Source organism: Chryseobacterium culicis, from assembly GCF_900108365.1.
Taxonomy (GTDB): domain Bacteria; phylum Bacteroidota; class Bacteroidia; order Flavobacteriales; family Weeksellaceae; genus Chryseobacterium; species Chryseobacterium culicis.
Genome location: NZ_FNWQ01000001.1, coordinates 1,270,841 through 1,290,760 on the forward strand (window position 1 = coordinate 1,270,841; position 19,920 = coordinate 1,290,760).

Sequence of the window (19,920 nt, forward strand, 5' to 3'; positions counted from 1 at the left end):
TTTAATCCTCTTCTGCCAAAGTAATCCTCAATCTATTTAAAGTATTCATCAGGGTAATGCTTGCCGTAAGCTCTACAATTTCTCTTTCTGTAAAATGTTTTATAAGTTTTGCTTTAGTATCTTCCCAATCATCTTTGCTGTACGTAAGAGCTTCTGCCCATGCTAAAACAAGCTTTTGTTGATCATTGAAGACATTGGTATGTTTCCAGCCCGGAAGTCTGTTAATGACATCTTGTTCAAAGCCAAAATCTGAAAGTTCTTTAGCGTGATAGCTGCAGCAATAGGCACATCCGTTGATTTGAGACACCCTTAACTCCACCAAAGCAATCAGTTTTTCATCAATACCGGATTTTCTGATGCTGTTGTGGGCTCTATACAGATTTCCAATGGTTTCTTTTGCAATGTCTTTGTAATTCATAATGAAATTTTTTCTGCAAATTTGCATCAGAAATGGTTTTGAACCTATATACTTACTTTTTCGTAATACACTTACCTTTTTGAAAGTGCTTTATTGATAAAGTGCTTTTACAAGCAAAAAGCCATCAAACGTTGACAGCCTTTTTATTTTTCTTATCCTCATTCAAAAAAACGCAGTCTTTATCTTCATGATGCCCTTTCACCTGATATTTCGCTTCCCATTCTTCCAGCAAATAAAGAATAGGTAATAAAGCCAATCCTTTTTCTGTAAGTGAATATTCTACTCTTGGAGGAAGTTCTTTAAATTCTTCGCGGATCACCAGTCCGTCAGTTTCCATTTCTCTCAGCTGATCGGTAAGTACCTTTCTGGAAATGACATTAATGCGTACTGCCAGTTCCCCGAAACGTAACTTTCTGTCTTTAATAACAAGAACAATAATTGGCTTCCATTTGCTTCCCAAAGCAGCCATTGCTTTGCCCAGAGGACAGCTGTATTGCATTAATTCATTCTTTTTCATAAGGAAAAATTTATGTTAAATAATCATATGAAACAAGATTTCATGTGTTACTTTGATGTTACTAATATAAGTTACTGCGAAGTTACCACTATTTTTTTAATAAAAGATACAAAAGTGAACTATTATTAGTTACTTTGTGTAACAATTATAAAATATAAATTTAAATATGAGCACATCATCATTATTTAAACCGTTTCAATACAAAAATTTACAGCTTAAAAATAGAATTGTAATGGCTCCTATGACCAGAGCACAGTCTGATAATGGAGTACCTACACAGAATATCGCAGACTATTACGGAAGAAGAGCCGCTTCAGAAGTAGGATTGATTCTTTCCGAAGGAACCGTGATCAACAGACCGGGATCAAAAAATATGCAGAATATTCCGGATTTCTATGGAACAGAAGCGCTGAACGGATGGAAAAATGTTATTGATACCGTTCATCAGAATGGAGGCAAAATGGGGCCACAGATCTGGCACGTGGGAGATACAAGAATGTCTGAAGATTATCCTTTGGTTCCTATGGAAAAAGCTTCCACCATGACCATTGAAGATATTCAGGATACAATTGCACAGTTTGCAGCATCTGCAAAATCTGCAAAAGATCTTGGTTTCGACTGTATAGAAATTCATGGAGCACACGGATACCTTATCGACCAGTTTTTCTGGGAAGTTACCAATACAAGAACTGACGAATATGGTGGTAAAACATTAAAAGAAAGAAGCAGATTTGCTGTTGATGTCGTAAAAGCGATCAGAGCAGCAGTAGGAGAGGACTTTACCATTATCATCCGTCTTTCACAATGGAAACAGCAGGATTATAAAACCAGGCTGGCATTTACTCCAAATGAAATGGAAGAATGGTTATTGCCATTAAAAGAAGCCGGAGTGGATATTTTCCACTGCTCGCAACGCCGTTTCTGGGAACCTGAATTTGAAGGTTCTGATTTAAATTTCGCAGGATGGGCTAAAAAAATTACCGGCCAGCCAACCATTACCGTAGGTTCTGTAGGCTTAAGCGGAGATTTCCTTAATGCTTTTGCAGGACAGGGAACAGAGAAAGCAGACCTTACGGACCTGATCAGAAGACTTGATCATGAAGAATTTGATCTTGTTGCCGTAGGCAGAGCCATTTTGCAGGATCACCAATGGGTACAGAAAATCAAGGACGGCAATACAGAAGCTCTTCTGGACTTTTCAGCAGAAAGTATGAACGTTTTATTTTAATAGCATAAACAGTTGTGAATTCACTGCGCAGTCGTTTTTGTAGCAGCATTATATTCGCCTGCAAAGCAGAACTGACCAACCGGTATGGTATTAAATCAGCATAATTAACTTTATTTTATATTTAATTTTCACCTATTTATTAAAGAATCGGCTTTCAGGATTTCCTGAAAGCCGATTTTGTAAATTTATGGACATCCTATAGAATCCGGAACACATCTCCAGCGAGGCGGAATTCCATTACTGCCGGGAATATAGCAAGCCGTACTTCCTTCAGGACACTCTGGAGCATTTCCTCCGATAATTGTCTTTAAATCTGATTTTAATAATTTTCTTAGATTTTTCATATGTAATGCGTTGTTGGTGAAAACAAATATAATATTTTTTGGAAATTAAACAATGCTTTGCACTAAAAAGTGAAATATATTCTTTGAAATAGTATATTCTAAAAACAAACCCGCTTCCGGATTTCCGGAAGCGGGTTTTAACAGATTTAAATATCTAAAACTGCCATGTACCGGCAGAAATGATTTCTTCTATAAACCAATATTTTTGGTTGGCTTTAACTGTTTTAAAATGCTTTTCGGAATTGCATTTTTGTGAACAAGAATTGCCGTGGATTTGTACTCTACATATGGTCTTGTTACGTAAATATATCCGGCAAAATCATTGGTTACGCCCCATGAATTTTTTACCATATAATATTCTTTTCCGGTCTGGTCTTTCGCCAGACCTACGATATGCATACCGTGGTCATCCGTTGTAGAAAGGTTGTTTAACGCTTTCTGACGCATATCCTCAGTAATGGTTTTGTCTTTTTTAGGCTCAGTAAATAAAGTCTGCTTGTTTTCTGCGGTAATCTGATCAAGATCCATATCAGGAACGTAAGCTACCCCGTTTTTGTAAGAAAAATAAGGCTCAGAAACGTCAGTTGCCCAACCTACAGAATATCCTTTGCTTACTGCATTATCAATAATTGCTGTAAGATCTTTCATCGGAACATTCCAGTCAGAATCATGGCTCCAGTTATCAGGAATCGGAACTACAAATTTCTGGAAATAAGGATAATCTTTGTAAGAAGATAATTCCACATAATCTTCAGGATTAATTCCTACCACTTCCTTCGCAAACGTTTTTGGAGTGTAGTTTTTCCCTTCATACGTAAAATTAGCAGGTACTTTTCCTAAGTATTCATCAAGAATGGCATCTACAGAATCCATCCAGTTGTCTGTCAGTTTACCTTTTGAGGAAGCCTGAACTAAACTATCAAGAACAGGTTTCAGTTTACCCTGCATTTCTTTGAAGTTGTTCGTAGTCTGTCCGGATTTTAACCCCGTATAAACATCCTGAGGAACCGTACCATACTTCTTGTACATATTGATTACATCGTGAAGTTCTCCTCCGTCACCCCAGCTGATAGCGCCATTATTCAAAACATATAATTTTGCTTTGTCGTGGTAAGAGTTTCTTGCTGTAAAGATTTCAGCAAGATCTACAGGTTTTTTGCCCATTCTCTGCATTTCAGATTCAAGGAAAGAGTTTCCTGAGTAGCTCCAGCAAGTTCCTGAAGACCCTTGGTTCTTTACCGAAGTAGCACCAACATCTTTTAGTGTTGTGAACTGGAAATTAGCATTTTGTGAGTGGTTGTTTTTTAACTTGTTGATTAAGTCATCTTGGGCAAACATCATACTTCCTGCAGACAAAACAAAAAGTAATGATGCAATTTTGGCATTTTTCATTACTATAAAAAGATTATTTGTATTAATAGTCGTTGATAATAGAGATTTGTTACACAATGAAAAGTTAAATTTGAAATTAAAAAAAGATATTACTGAAGTAAAAAAAAGCTTTACCATTTTACTTTTTAACCATTTTCTTAAAAAAGTTGTTTATGTTTCCAACCCTTTCAAAAGTTTCCGCATCTATAATAGTATAACTCCTGACTATGGAACAAGAATTATTATTGGAATGCCAGCGTAGCAACCGCAATGCTCAGCGGAAAGTTTACGAGAAAATGGCGGGCAGGCTTTACGCAGTCTGCAGACGCTATCTGAAAAACGATGAAGATATAGAGGAAGTAATGGCCGATACCTTCTACAAAATCTTCACGAAAATTACCCAGCTTCAGAAGGCTGATACTTTTGAAGCATGGGCAAGAAAAATTGCGGTAAACGAATGTCTGCAGAAATTAAGAACCTGCAAAGGACTGTTTATTTCTCTGGAAGAAAACTTCATTGACCATGCTGAAGGAACTACAGATAACCTTTCTCTGGAAAAAGATATTCTGAGCTTACTGAATTTTCTTCCGGAAGGCTGTAGAGCCATCTTTAATCTCTTCGCTATTGAAGGCTATCCCCATAAGGAAATAGCAGCCATGCTTTCCATCAGTGAAGGAACTTCAAAATCCCAGCTCAATTTTGCAAGAAAGAAGCTGCAGGAACTTTTAGGGAATCAAAACATTTAAACTTTTACAACAATGGAAAATAATCATATAGATCAACAATTCAATGAAGCGTCCAAGCTTTCAGAAGAGCCAGCCGTTTTTCCTGGTTTTGAGAAAGTATGGGAAAAAATTGAAGAGAAATTAGATACAAAAGAAGAGAAAAAGAGAATGATTCCCCTTTGGCTGCCGTATGGTATTGCTGCAAGTCTTGTGATTGGTATGGGAGCATTTTATTTTATGAATAAAAAGGAATCTGCTGAACCTTTAAAACCTGTAGTAACAAAGAATACAACGCTGAGAGGACCGATTAACAAAACAGAGATTGCAAAAATAGACCGTACCATCAAAGAAAATATCAGGAAAGAAGAATTGCCTGGATCTGTACCTCTTCCTTTACTGAATCAACCTTCACCGATTGTAGGAATGAATGTATACAAATCTCCACCTACATGCAATTTACCGCCAGTACAAGCTCCTGATAGAATAACAACATCTTTACCCACAATTTATAATGATACTTTAAAAACACAAAGTATTGATGAAGTTGTAGTTACTGCTTTAGGGATTAAAAAGAGTTATAAATCTGTTGTTGCATCTTCAACGGTTATGATTGCTTCTACAGATAAATCTTCTGTAAGTTCTCCGGCTGCTTATTCCTCATTGCAGGGATCTGTTGCAGGAGTTCGGATCAATGGATCGGGAAATCAGGGAATTAATGTTGCTCCGGGATATATTAATATTAAAAATCAGCTGGTGATCAGAGGGGCAGCGTCTGTAAAACCGGAAAATAAAGCTTTGTTTGTTCTCAACGGGATCGTAAGATCAGAGGAGGAATTCAGAAAATTGGATCCAAACAAAATTGAAAATATTGACGTTCTAAAAGGAAATTCTGCTACAGCAATCTACGGAAGTAAAGCAGCAAATGGAGTCATTGTAGTGACTACCAAAGATCTTTCCAGAAGAGAAAGAAAAAAACTGAAAAAGCTGCAGGAGGAAATCAGTAAACAGAAACAGATTACCCCGGTTACTCGAAATAATGAAAGCTATGATGCTTTTGTTGAAAACCCTTTTGAGTTGACACAAAACCAGCCTTTATCTACCTTCTCTATTGATGTTGATAACGCTTCCTATTCCAATGTAAGAAGAATGATCAATAATGGTCAGGCATTCGATAAAAATGCAGTGAGAATCGAAGAAATGGTTAATTATTTTAAATATGATTATCCTCAGCCTAAAAACGGAGATCCTTTTTCAATCAATACGGAATACAGCGACTCCCCATGGAATCCTGATCATAAACTGCTTAAGATAGGACTTCAGGGAAAAAATATTCCGATGGATAACTTGCCTGCTTCGAATCTTGTCTTTCTTATTGATGTATCAGGGTCAATGAATGAAGAAAATAAACTGCCATTATTGAAATCTTCCTTTAAAGTACTGTTGAATCAGCTCAGACCCAAAGATAAAGTAGGAATTGTAGTGTATGCGGGAAGTGCAGGAATGGTTTTGCCACCTACTTCAGCAGCAGAAAAAGATAAAATTATTGAAGCTTTGGATCGTCTTCAGGCAGGAGGAAGTACAGCTGGAGGAGCCGGGATTGAGCTGGCTTATAAGCTGGCTATGGAAAATTTTGTAAAAGATGGTAATAACCGTGTCATTATTGCAACAGACGGAGATTTTAATGTTGGAACTTCTTCCACTTCAGATCTTAAAACATTGATTGAAGATAAAAGGAAATCGGGCGTTTTCCTCACCTGTTTAGGCTTTGGAATGGGCAATTATAAAGACAATACCCTGGAAACCCTTGCTGATAAAGGAAATGGAAATTACGCTTATATCGATAATATGCAGGAAGCCCATAAGTTTCTGGGGAAAGAATTTGCAGGAAGCATGTATACCATTGCCAAAGATGTAAAGATCCAGATTGAGTTTAATCCCGAATATGTACACTCATACCGTCTGATTGGTTACGAGAACAGAAAGCTGAAGAATGAGGATTTTACCAATGATAAAATAGATGCAGGGGAACTGGGAAGCGGGCATACCGTTACCGCTTTGTATGAAGTGATTCCTGCCGGGATACAATCAGAGTTTGCTCCTAAAGAAAGTAATCTGAAATATACACGGAATTCTTCGAAGGGCTTTGGAGAAGAACTGGCAACGATAAAGTTCAGGTATAAAAAACCTGACGGAGACACCAGCCGGGAAATAAGCCAGATAGTGAAAAATGTAGCCGGCAGAATATCCTCATCAAGTCCGGATTTTAAATTTGCTTCTTCCGTAGCATGGTTCGGCTTGGTACTGAGAAACTCGGAACTTATTACCAGAAAAGATCTTTCCGATATTGAAAGCCTGGCCAGACAGGGCAAAAGTAAAGACGAAGAAGGATACCGTTCAGAATTTATAAGGCTGATAGAGAGCTATAAAACAATTCAAAAATAAACCTCTAAAAAAGAAATTTCCCCGGAAATTTCTTTTTTTTACTATTTTTAAAGCATACTAATAACTGATGAAAAAGAATTATCTGCTGTTACTGCCATTTACCATTACCATTTTTCAGGCGCAAAACTCACAATTGTACTATTCCGGAAAATTTTTGACGGCTAAAAATAAGGCGCAGAATTTTTTAAAGGTTCATAATAAAAGCAGTGGAGCTTATGAGCTCACTGATAGCAGGGGATTGGCCATTATCGCTGCCAAGCCTTATGATACGCTGGTCTGGAATCAGGGGAAAAACACCCATGTTATAGCTCCGTATGAACTCAGAGAATTGAAGTCAATTCTGGAAAATCAGACGGCAAAGAAAAATGTTGAGAATATTTACAGTAAAGCGTATGACAGTTTGGTCTCAAAAGAAACTGAAGATGAGTTCAGTATGGAAAAAACGAAGACTCGTTTAAGTAAAAATTCCTATCCTTATTTTGATAAAATAAGAAAATTAAAACTAAAAAATGACAGTATATATACGGTAAAAGGTATTAGCCAGAGAACGCTGGTACTGAATGGAAGCTTTACCACCTCTCTCGATATTAAAAGCAGGAATGCCATTCCCGGAACTCAAAATCAATTTGTTCAGGGAAGATCAGAAAATGGGAATCTTGTCTGGAAAGGTCCTGAAACCAATGAAATATTCAGCTTCGGACCCGATATTTCTACGCTGGGATTTAATGGGCTGCCTTACGACTATGATCATAACGGAAGGTTAATTCCATGGGTCAATGGTTTACAGCGTGCACAACAATATAACAACAACATTTTCAAGACTACAGCAGGATATAATAACCAGCTGAATGTAAGTGCTTTTATTAGAGAAGATAACAATGAAAAGATTCGTCTTTCTTTCAATATTGGACAGCAAAAAAACCAGATGTATTTTATAGATCAGTTTGATATTGCTAATACCTTTAAAACAAAACTAAGCACAAATTTTGCCGGATATTCTGTAAACCTTGCCTTTAATTACGAAGAAGATAAAGCAACCAATACCAACAGAATCGGGTTGTTCAACAGAGCCTACCAGAATTCATTGCTGACACCCATTTCTTTTTCCAATGAGCAGAGTACCTTCCTCAATAGCGGTATGCAGAGAAGTTACAGCCAGTATGCAGACAATCCTTCATTCCTGTTTAAACAGGATAGCAAATACCAGTATCAGAACAGCCAAAGACAATTTAGTCTTAATCTCCTCAAAATCTGGGGAGGTTTCAGATTGAATCTTGCCCAGTCTTATGAAAATAACAACATCAACAACCTGGATCAGTATCAGCCATCCACCTACGGTTTTATCAATGGGTTACGGAATGAAAGAATTCAGAACAACAGCCTGTACCATTCTAATATACTGGGGACGTATACACTGGGAGACTATGATTTTAAGAATGTATTCAGTCTGAATTTTATTTTAAACAACAGGAAATCAGATGTGTATAATAGTCTTGTCAATCGGGAATCACGGTATCAGAGAACTTCACAGGATCATATTTTTAATTATAATATGGAGATTAATAAGTATGACTTTGAAGCAGGTTTTAATCTCGGAAATGCATTCTATATCTCTAATACCTCGCTTAAAAATAACTACTGGCTTCCAAAAGCTAATTTCTATGTAAAATTCAATGATATCTTTAATTGGTATAATTATGATTTTAAAATACTGGGAAGTTATGCCCGATTAAGCACAGAGCCTGAAATGACAAGGTCTTATGCGTCCTATGCCACCACATTATTGAACGCACAAAACTATCAACAGTATTTTCCGGTGCAGGAAGTAGAAAGTTTCAGAAATTTATCTAATATTAACACCAGAGAATGGAAGATCGGTGCCAGATTAAATTTTGGCAATAACATAAGTGTGGACGGAGAATATTTCAATAAAAAGAATACAGATGATGTATTTCCTGTTTTCGAAAATAACCGGCTAAGAGTAAAAAATATCGCAGATCATACCTACAGCGGCTATGAATTCAATTTTGCCTACGAAAGATTGCGTTTGGGATATGATGTGCATACCACCCATAAAATTTCATTTTTTAAATATAAAGACATTGTAGACCGGGTAGCTTCCGGATATCAGGATTTGGCCGTTTCAGGGTTTAAAGATATTTATAAAACCTTGTCGGAAGGGCAGGTTCTGGGAGCTGTGATGGGAAGTTATTTTGAAAGAAATGAAGCGGGACAATTGATTATTGATGAATTCGGATTTCCTAAAAAGGCAGCCGGAATGAAAATTATTGCAGATCCTACACCGGATTTTGTGATGAAATTCAATCATAATTTTGTGTATAAAAACTTTTCTTTAGATATCAATTGGGAGTGGAAAAAAGGCGGCCACCTCTGGAACGGAACCCAGGCAGTTCTTGATTATTACGGCCGTTCTGACAACTCCGGTGAAGAAAGGAATATTAAAAATTATGTTTTCGAAGGCGTACAGGCGAATGGAACTGCCAATCAGATTCCTGTTGATTTTTATGATCCCAATCGGAATGTTCAGGAAAACAGATGGTCGAGGTACGGCTATCTGGGAGTGGCGGAAAACTATATTCAAAAGGCAGATTATATCAGAATCAACAATATTTCGCTGTCTGCCAATTTTCCGATTAATTATGACAGACAGAATCTCAGACTTACATTTTACGTAAATAATATCATGCTTTGGCAGGCCAATAAAGGCGTAGATCCCAATCAGAATTTTTATGATATGGATAACGGAAGAGGGCTGGATTTTTTCAATCTCCCTTCTTTTAAAACTTTTGGATGCATTGTTTCATTTAGATTTTAACCCATGAATTTCAAATTGATATCCACCTGTATCATCGTGCTGAGCATATTATTTTCAATGGTTTCTCTGAAAGCCCAGCAGCCATTTCAGGATTTTGAGAAAGAGAAAACCTTTATTCAGACCAACCATGTTTTTTATAAACCCGGTGAGGAAATGTATTTTAAAATATATGTCGTAAAAGGAAATAGTAACCTTCCGGCAGAAGACAGCAAAGTTGTGAATTTTGAAATCATAGATCCGGCAGGAAGCCTGGTGAAAAAATTAAAATATGAAATTACCAACGGGTATGCTCAGGGATATTTCTATTTTGACAGTGATATGAAAGGCGGAATTTACAAAATCCGGGCTTTTACCAACTGGATGCAGAATGAAGAAGGGAAAAACACGTTCGAAAAAGAAATTACCCTCCAGAAAATAGTATCACCCAGAATCTTAATGAAGCTGGATTTCCCCAAAAAAGGATTGGGCCCGGGAGATGAGGTAACCGCCGATTTTTCAATGAGAAGCCTTAGCAGCCTCCCGATTCCTTTTTATGAAGCAGACTATACTGTAATGCACAACGGAGAAACCATTTCAGAAGGAAAATTCATCACGGATAAAGAAGGTAAAAAACGTCTGACCTTTAAGCTCCCTGAGGTTTTGAAATCCTCTGATGCCCTTTTGAATATTAAAGTGAATTTTGACGGATTTACTGAATCTATTTCCAGAAATATCCCTATTGTTCTGAATAATCTGGACGTGAAATTCTTACCCGAAGGAGGAACATGGATCAACGGCATAGAACAGAATATGGCCTTTAAAATTCTGGATGAATTTGAAAAACCTGTCGATGCCGTTTTAGCGGTTTATAATCGGAATCATCAAAAAATAAAAGAAATCCAGGCGTATCATTTCGGAATGGGAAGCTTCCGCTTTACCCCTGAAAACGGAGAGGCTTACTATGCAAAAGTGCTCAAGCCGGAGAATATATCTCAGATTTTCAATTTCCCTGCAGCAACAAATGAAGGAGTGGTTTTGAATGTCCGGCATGAAAACCAAAAACTAGCTTTCACCATCATTTCAACACAGGAAAAAACAATTACCCTGAAAGGAAACTTCCGCGGAAAAGAACTTTACAGTAAAGTAATTTCACTCAGAAAAGGAACGAATTCCCTGGAAATTGAGGAGAAAGAATTTCCCGTAGGTATCTGCAGATTTACCATTGCGGAAAATAATATTCCACTCGCAGAACGTGTGGTTTTCACCAATAAAAAGACCCGGCTCAATATAAAAGTTACCCCTGTAAAGAAATATTACCAGCCCAGAGAAAAAGTAACACTGAATATTGAAACTACCGATGAAAACAGCAGACCTATTCCGGCCAATCTCGGACTGAGTGTGGTGGATGATAAACTATGGACGTATGCAGATGATAAACAGAACCATCTCATCTCATGGCTCCTTATGGATTCTGAGCTGAAAGGTAAGATTGAAAAACCACAGTTTTATTTCGATAACAAAGAAGAAAAAGCCGATAAAAGTTTAGACCTTGTGATGCTGACCAACGGCTACAGGTACTTCGAACTGATCCCTGAAGTTCTGAAAACCAGCAAATACAAATACCTTCCGGAAAAGAAAAATACTGTGTATGGTTTGGTGGAAGATGAGAACAGGAAAACAGTAAAAGCAGATGTTTTTCTTGTTGGTACAAATGATAAAAAGATTCTTAAACAGACCGTTGCAGAAAACGGAAAGTTTTATTTTTCAGATTTGAATGCAGGAAATTCATATAAAATTATTGCGAAATCTTATCAGCCTAAACAAAAGCTGAAAATAAGGATACTATCTTATAATCTGGATATTAATCCTTTAGAAAAACAAAAACTGTCTCATATAGATATAGAAGAAATAATAAAAGAAGCAGAAAAAAAGGAAGAGGCAAAGAAAGAAAACAGAAACAATACCAGCCAGCTGAATACCCCCGGAAGATCAAAAGCTGATACCATTAAAAATAAAAGTATCGAAGAAGTAATTTTCTTAGGATACAGCTCGATGACAGGAAATAAAAGTACAATGGCATCCACCACTGTGGCATCCTCCTTAGAAATTCAGAACCCTAATGTCGCCTCATTACTGAGTGGGAAAGTTGCCGGATTAATCGTAACTCCTGTTGGGCAGGCTGGAGCAAGCGCACAGATCAGAATAAGAGGGGATGCTTCTGTTACGAACAAAAATCCTTTATTTGTTGTGGACGGGGTGCCCGTAGAAAATTTTAATACCACCGTCAACCCGAATGATGTCAGCAGTATTACCGTTCTTAAAGATGCTGCAGCTACCGCAATCTATGGAAGCAGAGCCGCCAATGGAGTGGTGATTATTAATTCTTATAAAAACGGCAGCTCACAAATCAAATGGGATATCACCCCGAAATCTTATATTGCCGTAGAAGCTGTGCCATACGGAAAACTTACATCCTATGCCGGTACTAGAGAATTTGCTTATCCGGAATATGAAACAACCAACACTTCTTACCGTTTCGATTACAGAGAAGCGCTTTACTGGAACCCCGTGGTGGAAACCGATAAAAACGGAAAAGCTAAAGCAGAGTTTTATAATTCAGATGCCAATTCTACTTTTAGAGTGCTTACAGAAGGAATTTCTGCAACAGGACTTTTGGGGCGGGATGAAACTACGTACGCCGCTCAAAGCATTATTTCTATTGATGCAAAAATTCCGCAATATCTCACCAGAACAGACGAGATGATCATTCCTGTGGTCATTAAAAATAACGCCCCGGAAACCCGTAAAATGACTATGGATGTCATGGTTCCCAATCATGTAAAGCTGATAAGTACAGACAGCCTGATTACCCTGAAACCTATGGAATCAGGAAGATTATTTGTCAAAATACAAACCGATGAGACCATCAATTCTAATATTCAGTTTTCAGTGAGGTCCGGAGATTTCAGAGAAACCATGATTCTTCCGTTCAAAGTAGAAGAGAAGGGATTCCCGCATCATTTTTCCATCATTAATAATAAAACAGAGGATATCAACATCAATATTCCGGAATATATCAATGGAACCTTATATTCCTCCTATTATGTATTTGAAAATGCAGCATTGAAACTATTTGAAGACCTGGAACAGCTGAAAAAAGAGCCTCACGGATGTTTTGAACAGCTATCCTCAACAGTGTATCCGAATATTTTCATTCTGGACTATTTAAAATCAAATAAAAAAATAGACACAGCAACAGAAAATTTGGTGGTGAAAAATATGAAGAAGGGCTTCCAGAAGATGCTGAGCTATAAAAATAAAGATGGAGGCTTTGGATACTTCAGCTCTGAAGAATCGGATGTGGCACTTTCAGCATTTGCACTGTTGGAATTTACAGATTTAAAAAAATATGTGAATCCGGATGTAAAAATTATTCAGGAGCTTTCATCATTTATTTTATCAAGAAAAAACGGAAATGGATTATTTGAAATAAGAAGACCCTATGAATCTCCAAAAATGTATTCCGAATATTCCTGGGCAAGAAACATGTATGTTGTTTATGCCTTATCCAGGCTGGGTTTCAAAAATGAAATTGCAGATACCTTCAAAGTAACGATGAAAAGAGCTCTGGCAACAAAAGACACCTATCAGCTGGCTTTACTGGCCAATGCAGCAGCACACCTCGGAAAACAGCAGGAATATGATGATCTGATGAAAATTCTCGACAAACAGTATGAAACGAAGAACGTAAAATCTGAAATTACTTTTACAGGTTCTTGGGGAAGATCTGCAGAAGCAGAAGCCCTTTCATTATACATCATGGCACTTCAGAAAGATGAAAAATTAAACCAGCTGAAACTTGCAGAAGCTGTAGACAACCTTATCATGTTCGATGGCTATTTTGGATTCGGTTCTACTCAGGCAACCACACTGGCAATACAGGCCCTTTCGGATTTTTTCTCTAAAAATGAAAAATTGTATGGAACCGAAAAGCCTGTCATCAAAATTAATAAGGCACAAGCTTTACCTATGATCAGTCTTTCATCAGCATTTAAATCCGGAGAAAATACCATCAGTATTCATTATCCCACACCAAATGGACTGCCTTATAAGCTGGAATACCAGTACTACACCCTTCAGGCGCCGGAAAGCAAAGATATTCCCCTTACCATGGAAACAAAGCTGAAATCCGGAACTTCGAAAGTAGGAGAGACCAGCAGAATGACCGTTACCATTAAAAATAAACTAAACGGACAGCTGCCCATGACGATTGCTAAAATTGGAATTCCGGCAGGGCTTACCCTCCAAAATGCTTTGCTGAAGGATTTAATAGATAAAAAGCAGGTCTCTTACTATGAGATTTTCGACAATTATCTGGTTTTATACTGGGACCATTTCAATGCTGAAGAAACCAAAACAGTCAATCTCGATCTTAAAGTAGAATTTGCAGGAACCTACACAGGAAAATCAAGCAATGTATATCTGTATTATATGCCGGAAGCCAAGTATTGGAATCAGGGAATCAGCACACAAATAGAACCTTAATTGTAAATTTCATAAACTCAAACAGGCATTCTAAGGGATGTTTGGTTGAGTTGGAAAATTAATTTTCAAAAATTATTGAAAATTCAAAAAATATAATTACATTTGTTACAGAATTAAAAAGAGAAATACCATGCAACTTTCAGAAGCAAAAGAAAAATACATTCAGACCTGGGGAACCTTTGCTACCAATTGGGGAATCAACCGTACGATGGCACAGGTACACGCGCTGCTTCTGGCAAGTGGAAAGCCGCTTTCTACGGATGAGGTAATGGAGCAGCTGGAGATTTCAAGAGGAAATGCCAATATGAACCTCCGTGCTTTGATAGACTGGGGAATCGTGAAGAAAGAATTTGTGAAAGGTGACCGTAAAGAATATTTCGTAGCAGAAAAAGATGTCTGGTATCTGTTCAAACAAATTACCAAAGAGCGTAGAAAAAGAGAAATAGAACCTGTCATCTCCTTTCTCGAAGAGCTGAAGAACATTGATGATAAAGATTCTGAAGAAGCTCAGGAATTCATTAAGCTGATGAATGATTTTAGTTCCGTAACCGGAAAAATCAATAATATTATGGATCTTGCCATAAAAAGCGATGACCACTGGCTGGTAGGGAAGATTACCAATCTGTTGAAATAAAACAAAAAGGATGAAAATCCTTTTTTATTTCACTTTAATTTTCAAAAATTACTGAAAATATAAAACTTTTAATATCATGAAGAATTTTTTTAAACAGTATCTTTATTTAAGCCTTTTTATAACGGTGGCTTTAATTGTTGCCGTCTGGTTTGTTCTGATTTCCAAAGGCGAATACGGAGTAACCCTGTTTTTTACCATTCCGGTTTCGATTGGATTTATCATAGGATATGTAAAGTATTTTAAAAGAATTGGATTAATGAATGTCCTAAAAACAAGCTTTAAAATTGTCTTAGGATTAGTCATTTTCTCTATGATCCTGATAGCGGCCGGAGCAGAAGGAGCTATTTGCATTATCATGGCTATTCCTTTTATTGGCTTTGCCATGTTTGTGGGGTTTACGATTGGCTTTATTATTGGGGTTCTTGATGAAAAGAGACATACAGGAAGTGTTATGGTATTCGTTCTTTTTATTAATCCTGCATCTTATATTTTTGATACCTATACAAAACCTATTGAGGAAACTGTTACTACACAAATGATTGTAAACTCTTCAAACGAGAAGGTATGGAAACTTTTAAATACACAGATCAATTTCAATACCCCTGATTTTATCCTGTTTAAAAAAGGAGTCAGCTATCCAAAGAATATTAAACTGATGAATGAAAACGGAAAATTACGGTATCGCTGCCAAACCAATAATGATGCATTACAACTCAATATCGATGAATGTATAGAAAATAAAAAAGTGAAATTCTCTCTGGAAAATCAAACCGTTCCTATGAAAGAAATTACGCCTTATGAAAATATTGATGCCAAGCATTTGCATGATTATTTTATCGTGAAATATGGTGAAATCACTTTGGATAAACTCTCCGAAAATAAAACAAGGATCATTGCGAAAACAAAATACAGTTACAAAATAGCACCCACATGGTACTGGAAAAAATGGTCAGGCTACATCATTGATAGAATGCAGGCCCATGTATTACAATCTATAAAAACACAATCTGAAAATGAATGATCTGCAACAATATTTTGACCGCCTGCAACCCAGATATTACATTAATGAAATTGCATCTTTAGGATTTACAAGACTGTTCAGAAAGATAGCAGTTCAAAAAGTAAAAAGCTATGGAGACAAAAGAGTTTTGGACTTGATGAGCGGACAGGGTGAAAATCTGGAATTTATACAATCGCATAATGAAAATACAGCAATTGTAGCATTGGATTTTTCTTCAGCAATGCATACGAAACTGGCAGAAACATTCAAAAATAAACTGTCAGTACAGCAGATTCAAAATGATTTTTTTGAAAGCCAGATTCCGGATCATTCTATGGACATCATCCTTTGCTCTTACGGAACAAAAACGATAGAAAGCCATCAGAAACCAATTTTTGCCGACAGACTGTCAAAAATCATTGATGAAAAAGGAGAAATTATCATCGTAGAATTTGTAAAGCCGAAAACAAAGTGGAGATTCAGTTGTGTGAAATGGTATATCGAAGTTTTTGTTTCAAGGATCTTTGGAAACGAATTTGGAAAACTGTTTCATTATATCAATAAGAATGAAAGCCTTGAGGATCTCAAAGATCTATTTATCAAAAACAGGCTTTCTATTTTATCCCACCAAAGATATCTTGATTTAGTCGAAATTCTTCACGTGAAGAGAAACTAGTTTTGATTTGAATCTATATTTCAAAAATTACTGAAAATTTTAAATAAATAATAATGAAAAATTTAATCATACATCTGTTCCTGATTATGTATTTCAGCAGAAAAGGATCACTATAAAAGAGTACAATCTAACAACCTTAAAAGCTAAAAAATGTCTACCATCTATTTAAATACAGTTGTCAATGCCGATATTCACTACGTTTTTGATCTGGCAAGGAGTATTGACCTGCATCAGCAATCCACTTCAAAATCCCATGAAAAAGCAATTGCCGGACGTACTTCAGGACTGATTGAAGAAAATGAAACCGTAACCTGGCGGGCAAAACATCTGGGAGTTTATCAAAACCTCACTACAAAAATTGTCAGCATGGAAAAACCGGTTCAGTTCATTGATGTGATGCAGAAAGGAGCTTTCAGATCTATGCGCCATCAGCACATTTTTAAAACGGTAAACGGAAAAACCCTCATGACCGACATTTTCGAATTCGAATCTCCGCTGGGCATCATTGGCAAGTTATTTAATGCCGTTTTTCTCACGGGCTATCTCAGAAAATTTTTGCTCCAAAGAAACGAAATGATTAAAACCGTTGCAGAATCTTCGGTCCGTGACGGAATAGCTGTTTTTTAACCAAAAAACACGCAATTATGAATCTTTTATTGGCAGAATGGCTAAAACTGGCCAGCTTCACGTATGAAATTGATCCTTAAACTAAAAACAATGAAAATAATCATAGCAGGAGGAACCGGGTTTCTTGGAGAAAACTTAGAAAAGCACTTCACGGAAAAAGGACACCAGGTTTACATTCTTACCCGTAATCCCAAACGTAAAAACGAAATCTATTGGGATGCCCAAACCATAAGCGAATGGAAAAACAGCCTTGAAAAGGCAGATGTCCTGATCAACCTGACAGGAAAATCTGTAGACTGCCGTTATCATGAAAAAAATAAAAAGGAAATTTATTCATCAAGAATAGAGAGTACAAGAATATTACAGAAAGCAGCAGATCAATGTTCCGATAAGCCAAAGATCTGGCTGAATGCCAGCTCTGCAACTATTTATGTTCATTCTGAAAAACACCTCAATACAGAAGAAAATGGCATCATAGGAGATGACTTTTCTATGAATATCTGCAAAAGCTGGGAAAAAGAATTTTTTGCAGTCGAAAATGAAGAAATACGAAAAGTTGCCCTTCGTACCTCTATTGTTCTGGGGAATGACGGGGGTGCTTTTCCAAAACTTAAAATGATAACAAAACTTGGTTTAGGCGGAAAACAGGGAAGGGGTAATCAGATGGTAAGCTGGATTCATATCCAAGATTTTTGTAAAGCGGTGGACTGGGTTATTAACCGCGAGACTATTTCAGGAGTGATCAATATCACTGCTCCGGCACCGCTTTCCAATGAAAATATGATGGAAACACTGAGAAAAAAGCTGAAAGTACCATTTGGACTGAATACTCCCGTCTGGCAGCTCGAAATAGCATCTCTGTTCCTTAAGACAGAAACCGAATTAGTATTAAAAAGCCGGAATGTTTATCCCGAAAAACTAGAACAAACCGGATTTAAGTTCTCATATCCGGAATTGGATAATGCCATTGCCAATCTATTGGAATCCTAATGTTTGTGGGTTTCCCCAAGGATAATTAAATTAGCGGAAAACTATTCCATATGCTGGTGATATCCAAAATAAAACCCTTTTTCCTTTCTTCCTTTCTGATAAGTTCGATAGCATTTTCGCAGGCTCATAATGTGTCTGACGGCTATCAGAAACCTACAGATCCCCTGGTAGCACAGAATCTGGAGCAGTGGCAGGATATGAAATTCGGACTCTTTATGCATTGGGGAACCTACAGCCAGTGGGGAATTGTTGAAAGCTGGAGTCTGTGTCCTGAAGATGAATCGTGGACCCAGAGAAAACCCGAGCACGGGAAATCTTACTATGAATATGTGAAAAATTATGAAAATCTTCAGACTACTTTCAATCCAACCCAATTCAATCCACAAAAATGGGCTGATGCCGTTAAAAAAGCCGGAATGAAATATGTGGTTTTTACCACCAAGCATCACGACGGTTTTGCCATGTTTGATACCCGGCAGTCAGATTATAAAATCACATCTCCCAAAACACCCTTTTCAAAAAATCCCAAATCTGATGTGGTAAAAGAAATTTTTAACACCTTCAGAAAAGAAGGATTTAAGATAGGGGCTTATTTTTCAAAACCCGACTGGCATTCTGATGATTACTGGTGGTCTTACTTTCCGCCAAAAGACAGAAATGTGAATTACGATCCGAAGAAATATCCGGAAAAATGGAATAACTTTAAAAAATTTACCTTCAATCAGCTGAACGAAATCACTTCCAATTATGGAAAAATTGATATTCTCTGGTTAGACGGGGGATGGGTACGTCCTTTTCATACCATAGATCCTAAAGTAGAATGGCAGCGTACCATTAAAGTGGAACAGGATATTGATATGGACAAAATAGGGACTATGGCCAGAAAAAATCAGCCTGGAATCATCATTGTAGACCGTACTGTTCCGGGAAGGTGGGAAAACTACGTTACTCCTGAACAGGCTGTTCCGGAACATGCACTTGACATCCCTTGGGAAAGCTGCATCACCATGGGAGATTCATTTTCTTACGTTCCGAATGATCATTATAAGACCTCTCAAAAGATCATTGAAACCTTAGTTAAGATCATTTCAAGGGGCGGAAATTATCTCATGAATATCGCTCCGGGACCCACAGGAGATTACGATCCGGTCGTTTATGAAAGACTACAGCAGATTTCCCACTGGATGGATCACAATCAGACTGCTGTGTTTGCAACCAGAAGTATTGCTCCATACCACGACGGAAATTATTATTATACCCAAAGCAAAGATGGAAAAACAGTGAATATTTTTCACTTGGATGAAAATACAGATTACAAGTCTCCTTCAACATTAAGTTTTACAATACCCGATAATGTTAAACCGAAATCTTTGAAAATTTTAGGATTGTCAGGTAAAATTCAATGGAAAAAATCAGGGAATTCAATTGAAATTAATGTACCTGAGGAAAGAGCCCGGTTACAATATTCAACGGTAATTCAGATCATGCAATAGCTGAATTTGTGATTCATTGTATAGGAAAGTTTCAGGTCCTGAACTTTTGGTTCTTTGGCTTCAAAGTAAAGAACAAATTTTAACTAAATTATTCA

15 protein-coding genes are annotated in these 19,920 nt (G+C 37.1%); 11 read left to right on the plus strand and 4 right to left on the minus strand.

The genetic code is table 11. From position 1 onward, the window contains the following. Nucleotide 1: 1 nt before the first annotated feature. On the minus strand, nucleotides 2–418 hold the full coding sequence (locus tag BLW74_RS05600; protein ID WP_089690432.1) for a carboxymuconolactone decarboxylase family protein: 417 nt from the start codon (nucleotides 416–418) through the stop codon (nucleotides 2–4). Nucleotides 419–542: 124 nt separating this feature from the next. After that, a complete protein-coding gene (locus tag BLW74_RS05605; protein WP_089690433.1) occupies nucleotides 543–935 on the minus strand; it encodes a winged helix-turn-helix transcriptional regulator in 393 nt (130 codons plus the stop codon). A 166-nt stretch (nucleotides 936–1,101) separates the two neighbouring features. On the opposite strand from BLW74_RS05605, the gene BLW74_RS05610 reads away from it, so the two are divergent. Next, complete coding sequence (locus BLW74_RS05610; protein ID WP_089690434.1) at nucleotides 1,102–2,163, plus strand: NADH:flavin oxidoreductase; 1,062 nt, start codon at nucleotides 1,102–1,104, stop codon at nucleotides 2,161–2,163. A gap of 185 nt (nucleotides 2,164–2,348) precedes the next feature. On the opposite strand, the gene BLW74_RS22340 is transcribed toward BLW74_RS05610, so the two are convergent. Beyond that, the gene (locus BLW74_RS22340; RefSeq protein WP_167358375.1) at nucleotides 2,349–2,507 is read right to left on the minus strand and encodes a hypothetical protein; all 159 of its coding nucleotides are present in this window, start codon (nucleotides 2,505–2,507) and stop codon (nucleotides 2,349–2,351) included. A gap of 189 nt (nucleotides 2,508–2,696) precedes the next feature. Continuing rightward, nucleotides 2,697–3,899, minus strand: coding sequence for a C1 family peptidase (locus BLW74_RS05615; protein ID WP_089690435.1), 1,203 nt, complete (start codon nucleotides 3,897–3,899; stop codon nucleotides 2,697–2,699). A 206-nt stretch (nucleotides 3,900–4,105) separates the two neighbouring features. Between BLW74_RS05615 and BLW74_RS05625 the strand changes: the two genes are divergently transcribed. From BLW74_RS05625 to BLW74_RS05670, 10 genes are all read left to right on the plus strand, one after another. Next, entirely contained in the window at nucleotides 4,106–4,624 is a 519-nt protein-coding gene (locus tag BLW74_RS05625; RefSeq protein WP_089690437.1) for an RNA polymerase sigma factor, read from the plus strand. Between the two features lie 12 nt (nucleotides 4,625–4,636). Further along, nucleotides 4,637–7,045: a vWA domain-containing protein gene (locus BLW74_RS05630; RefSeq protein WP_089690438.1), complete on the plus strand. Its 2,409-nt coding sequence runs from the start codon at nucleotides 4,637–4,639 to the stop codon at nucleotides 7,043–7,045. Between the two features lie 67 nt (nucleotides 7,046–7,112). Next, complete coding sequence (locus tag BLW74_RS05635) at nucleotides 7,113–9,881, plus strand: porin family protein (RefSeq protein WP_089690439.1); 2,769 nt, start codon at nucleotides 7,113–7,115, stop codon at nucleotides 9,879–9,881. 3 nt (nucleotides 9,882–9,884) lie between these two features. Next, on the plus strand, nucleotides 9,885–14,405 hold the full coding sequence (locus tag BLW74_RS05640) for a TonB-dependent receptor plug domain-containing protein (protein WP_089690440.1): 4,521 nt from the start codon (nucleotides 9,885–9,887) through the stop codon (nucleotides 14,403–14,405). Nucleotides 14,406–14,535: 130 nt separating this feature from the next. Continuing rightward, nucleotides 14,536–15,039: a GbsR/MarR family transcriptional regulator gene (locus BLW74_RS05645; RefSeq protein ID WP_089690441.1), complete on the plus strand. Its 504-nt coding sequence runs from the start codon at nucleotides 14,536–14,538 to the stop codon at nucleotides 15,037–15,039. Between the two features lie 76 nt (nucleotides 15,040–15,115). Next, nucleotides 15,116–16,060, plus strand: a complete 945-nt coding sequence (locus BLW74_RS05650) for an MFS transporter (RefSeq protein ID WP_089690442.1) — start codon at nucleotides 15,116–15,118, stop codon at nucleotides 16,058–16,060. Next, nucleotides 16,053–16,715 (plus strand): class I SAM-dependent methyltransferase, encoded by a 663-nt coding sequence (locus BLW74_RS05655; protein ID WP_089690443.1) that lies wholly within the window; start codon nucleotides 16,053–16,055, stop codon nucleotides 16,713–16,715. The genes BLW74_RS05650 and BLW74_RS05655 overlap by 8 nt, the downstream gene beginning before the upstream one ends. A 150-nt stretch (nucleotides 16,716–16,865) precedes the next feature. After that, the gene (locus tag BLW74_RS05660; RefSeq protein WP_089690444.1) at nucleotides 16,866–17,342 is read left to right on the plus strand and encodes an SRPBCC family protein; all 477 of its coding nucleotides are present in this window, start codon (nucleotides 16,866–16,868) and stop codon (nucleotides 17,340–17,342) included. A gap of 90 nt (nucleotides 17,343–17,432) precedes the next feature. Continuing rightward, nucleotides 17,433–18,332 (plus strand): TIGR01777 family oxidoreductase, encoded by a 900-nt coding sequence (locus BLW74_RS05665; protein WP_167358376.1) that lies wholly within the window; start codon nucleotides 17,433–17,435, stop codon nucleotides 18,330–18,332. 50 nt (nucleotides 18,333–18,382) lie between these two features. Then, nucleotides 18,383–19,825: an alpha-L-fucosidase gene (locus tag BLW74_RS05670; RefSeq protein ID WP_089690446.1), complete on the plus strand. Its 1,443-nt coding sequence runs from the start codon at nucleotides 18,383–18,385 to the stop codon at nucleotides 19,823–19,825. The last annotated feature ends 95 nt before the right edge of the window (nucleotides 19,826–19,920 follow it).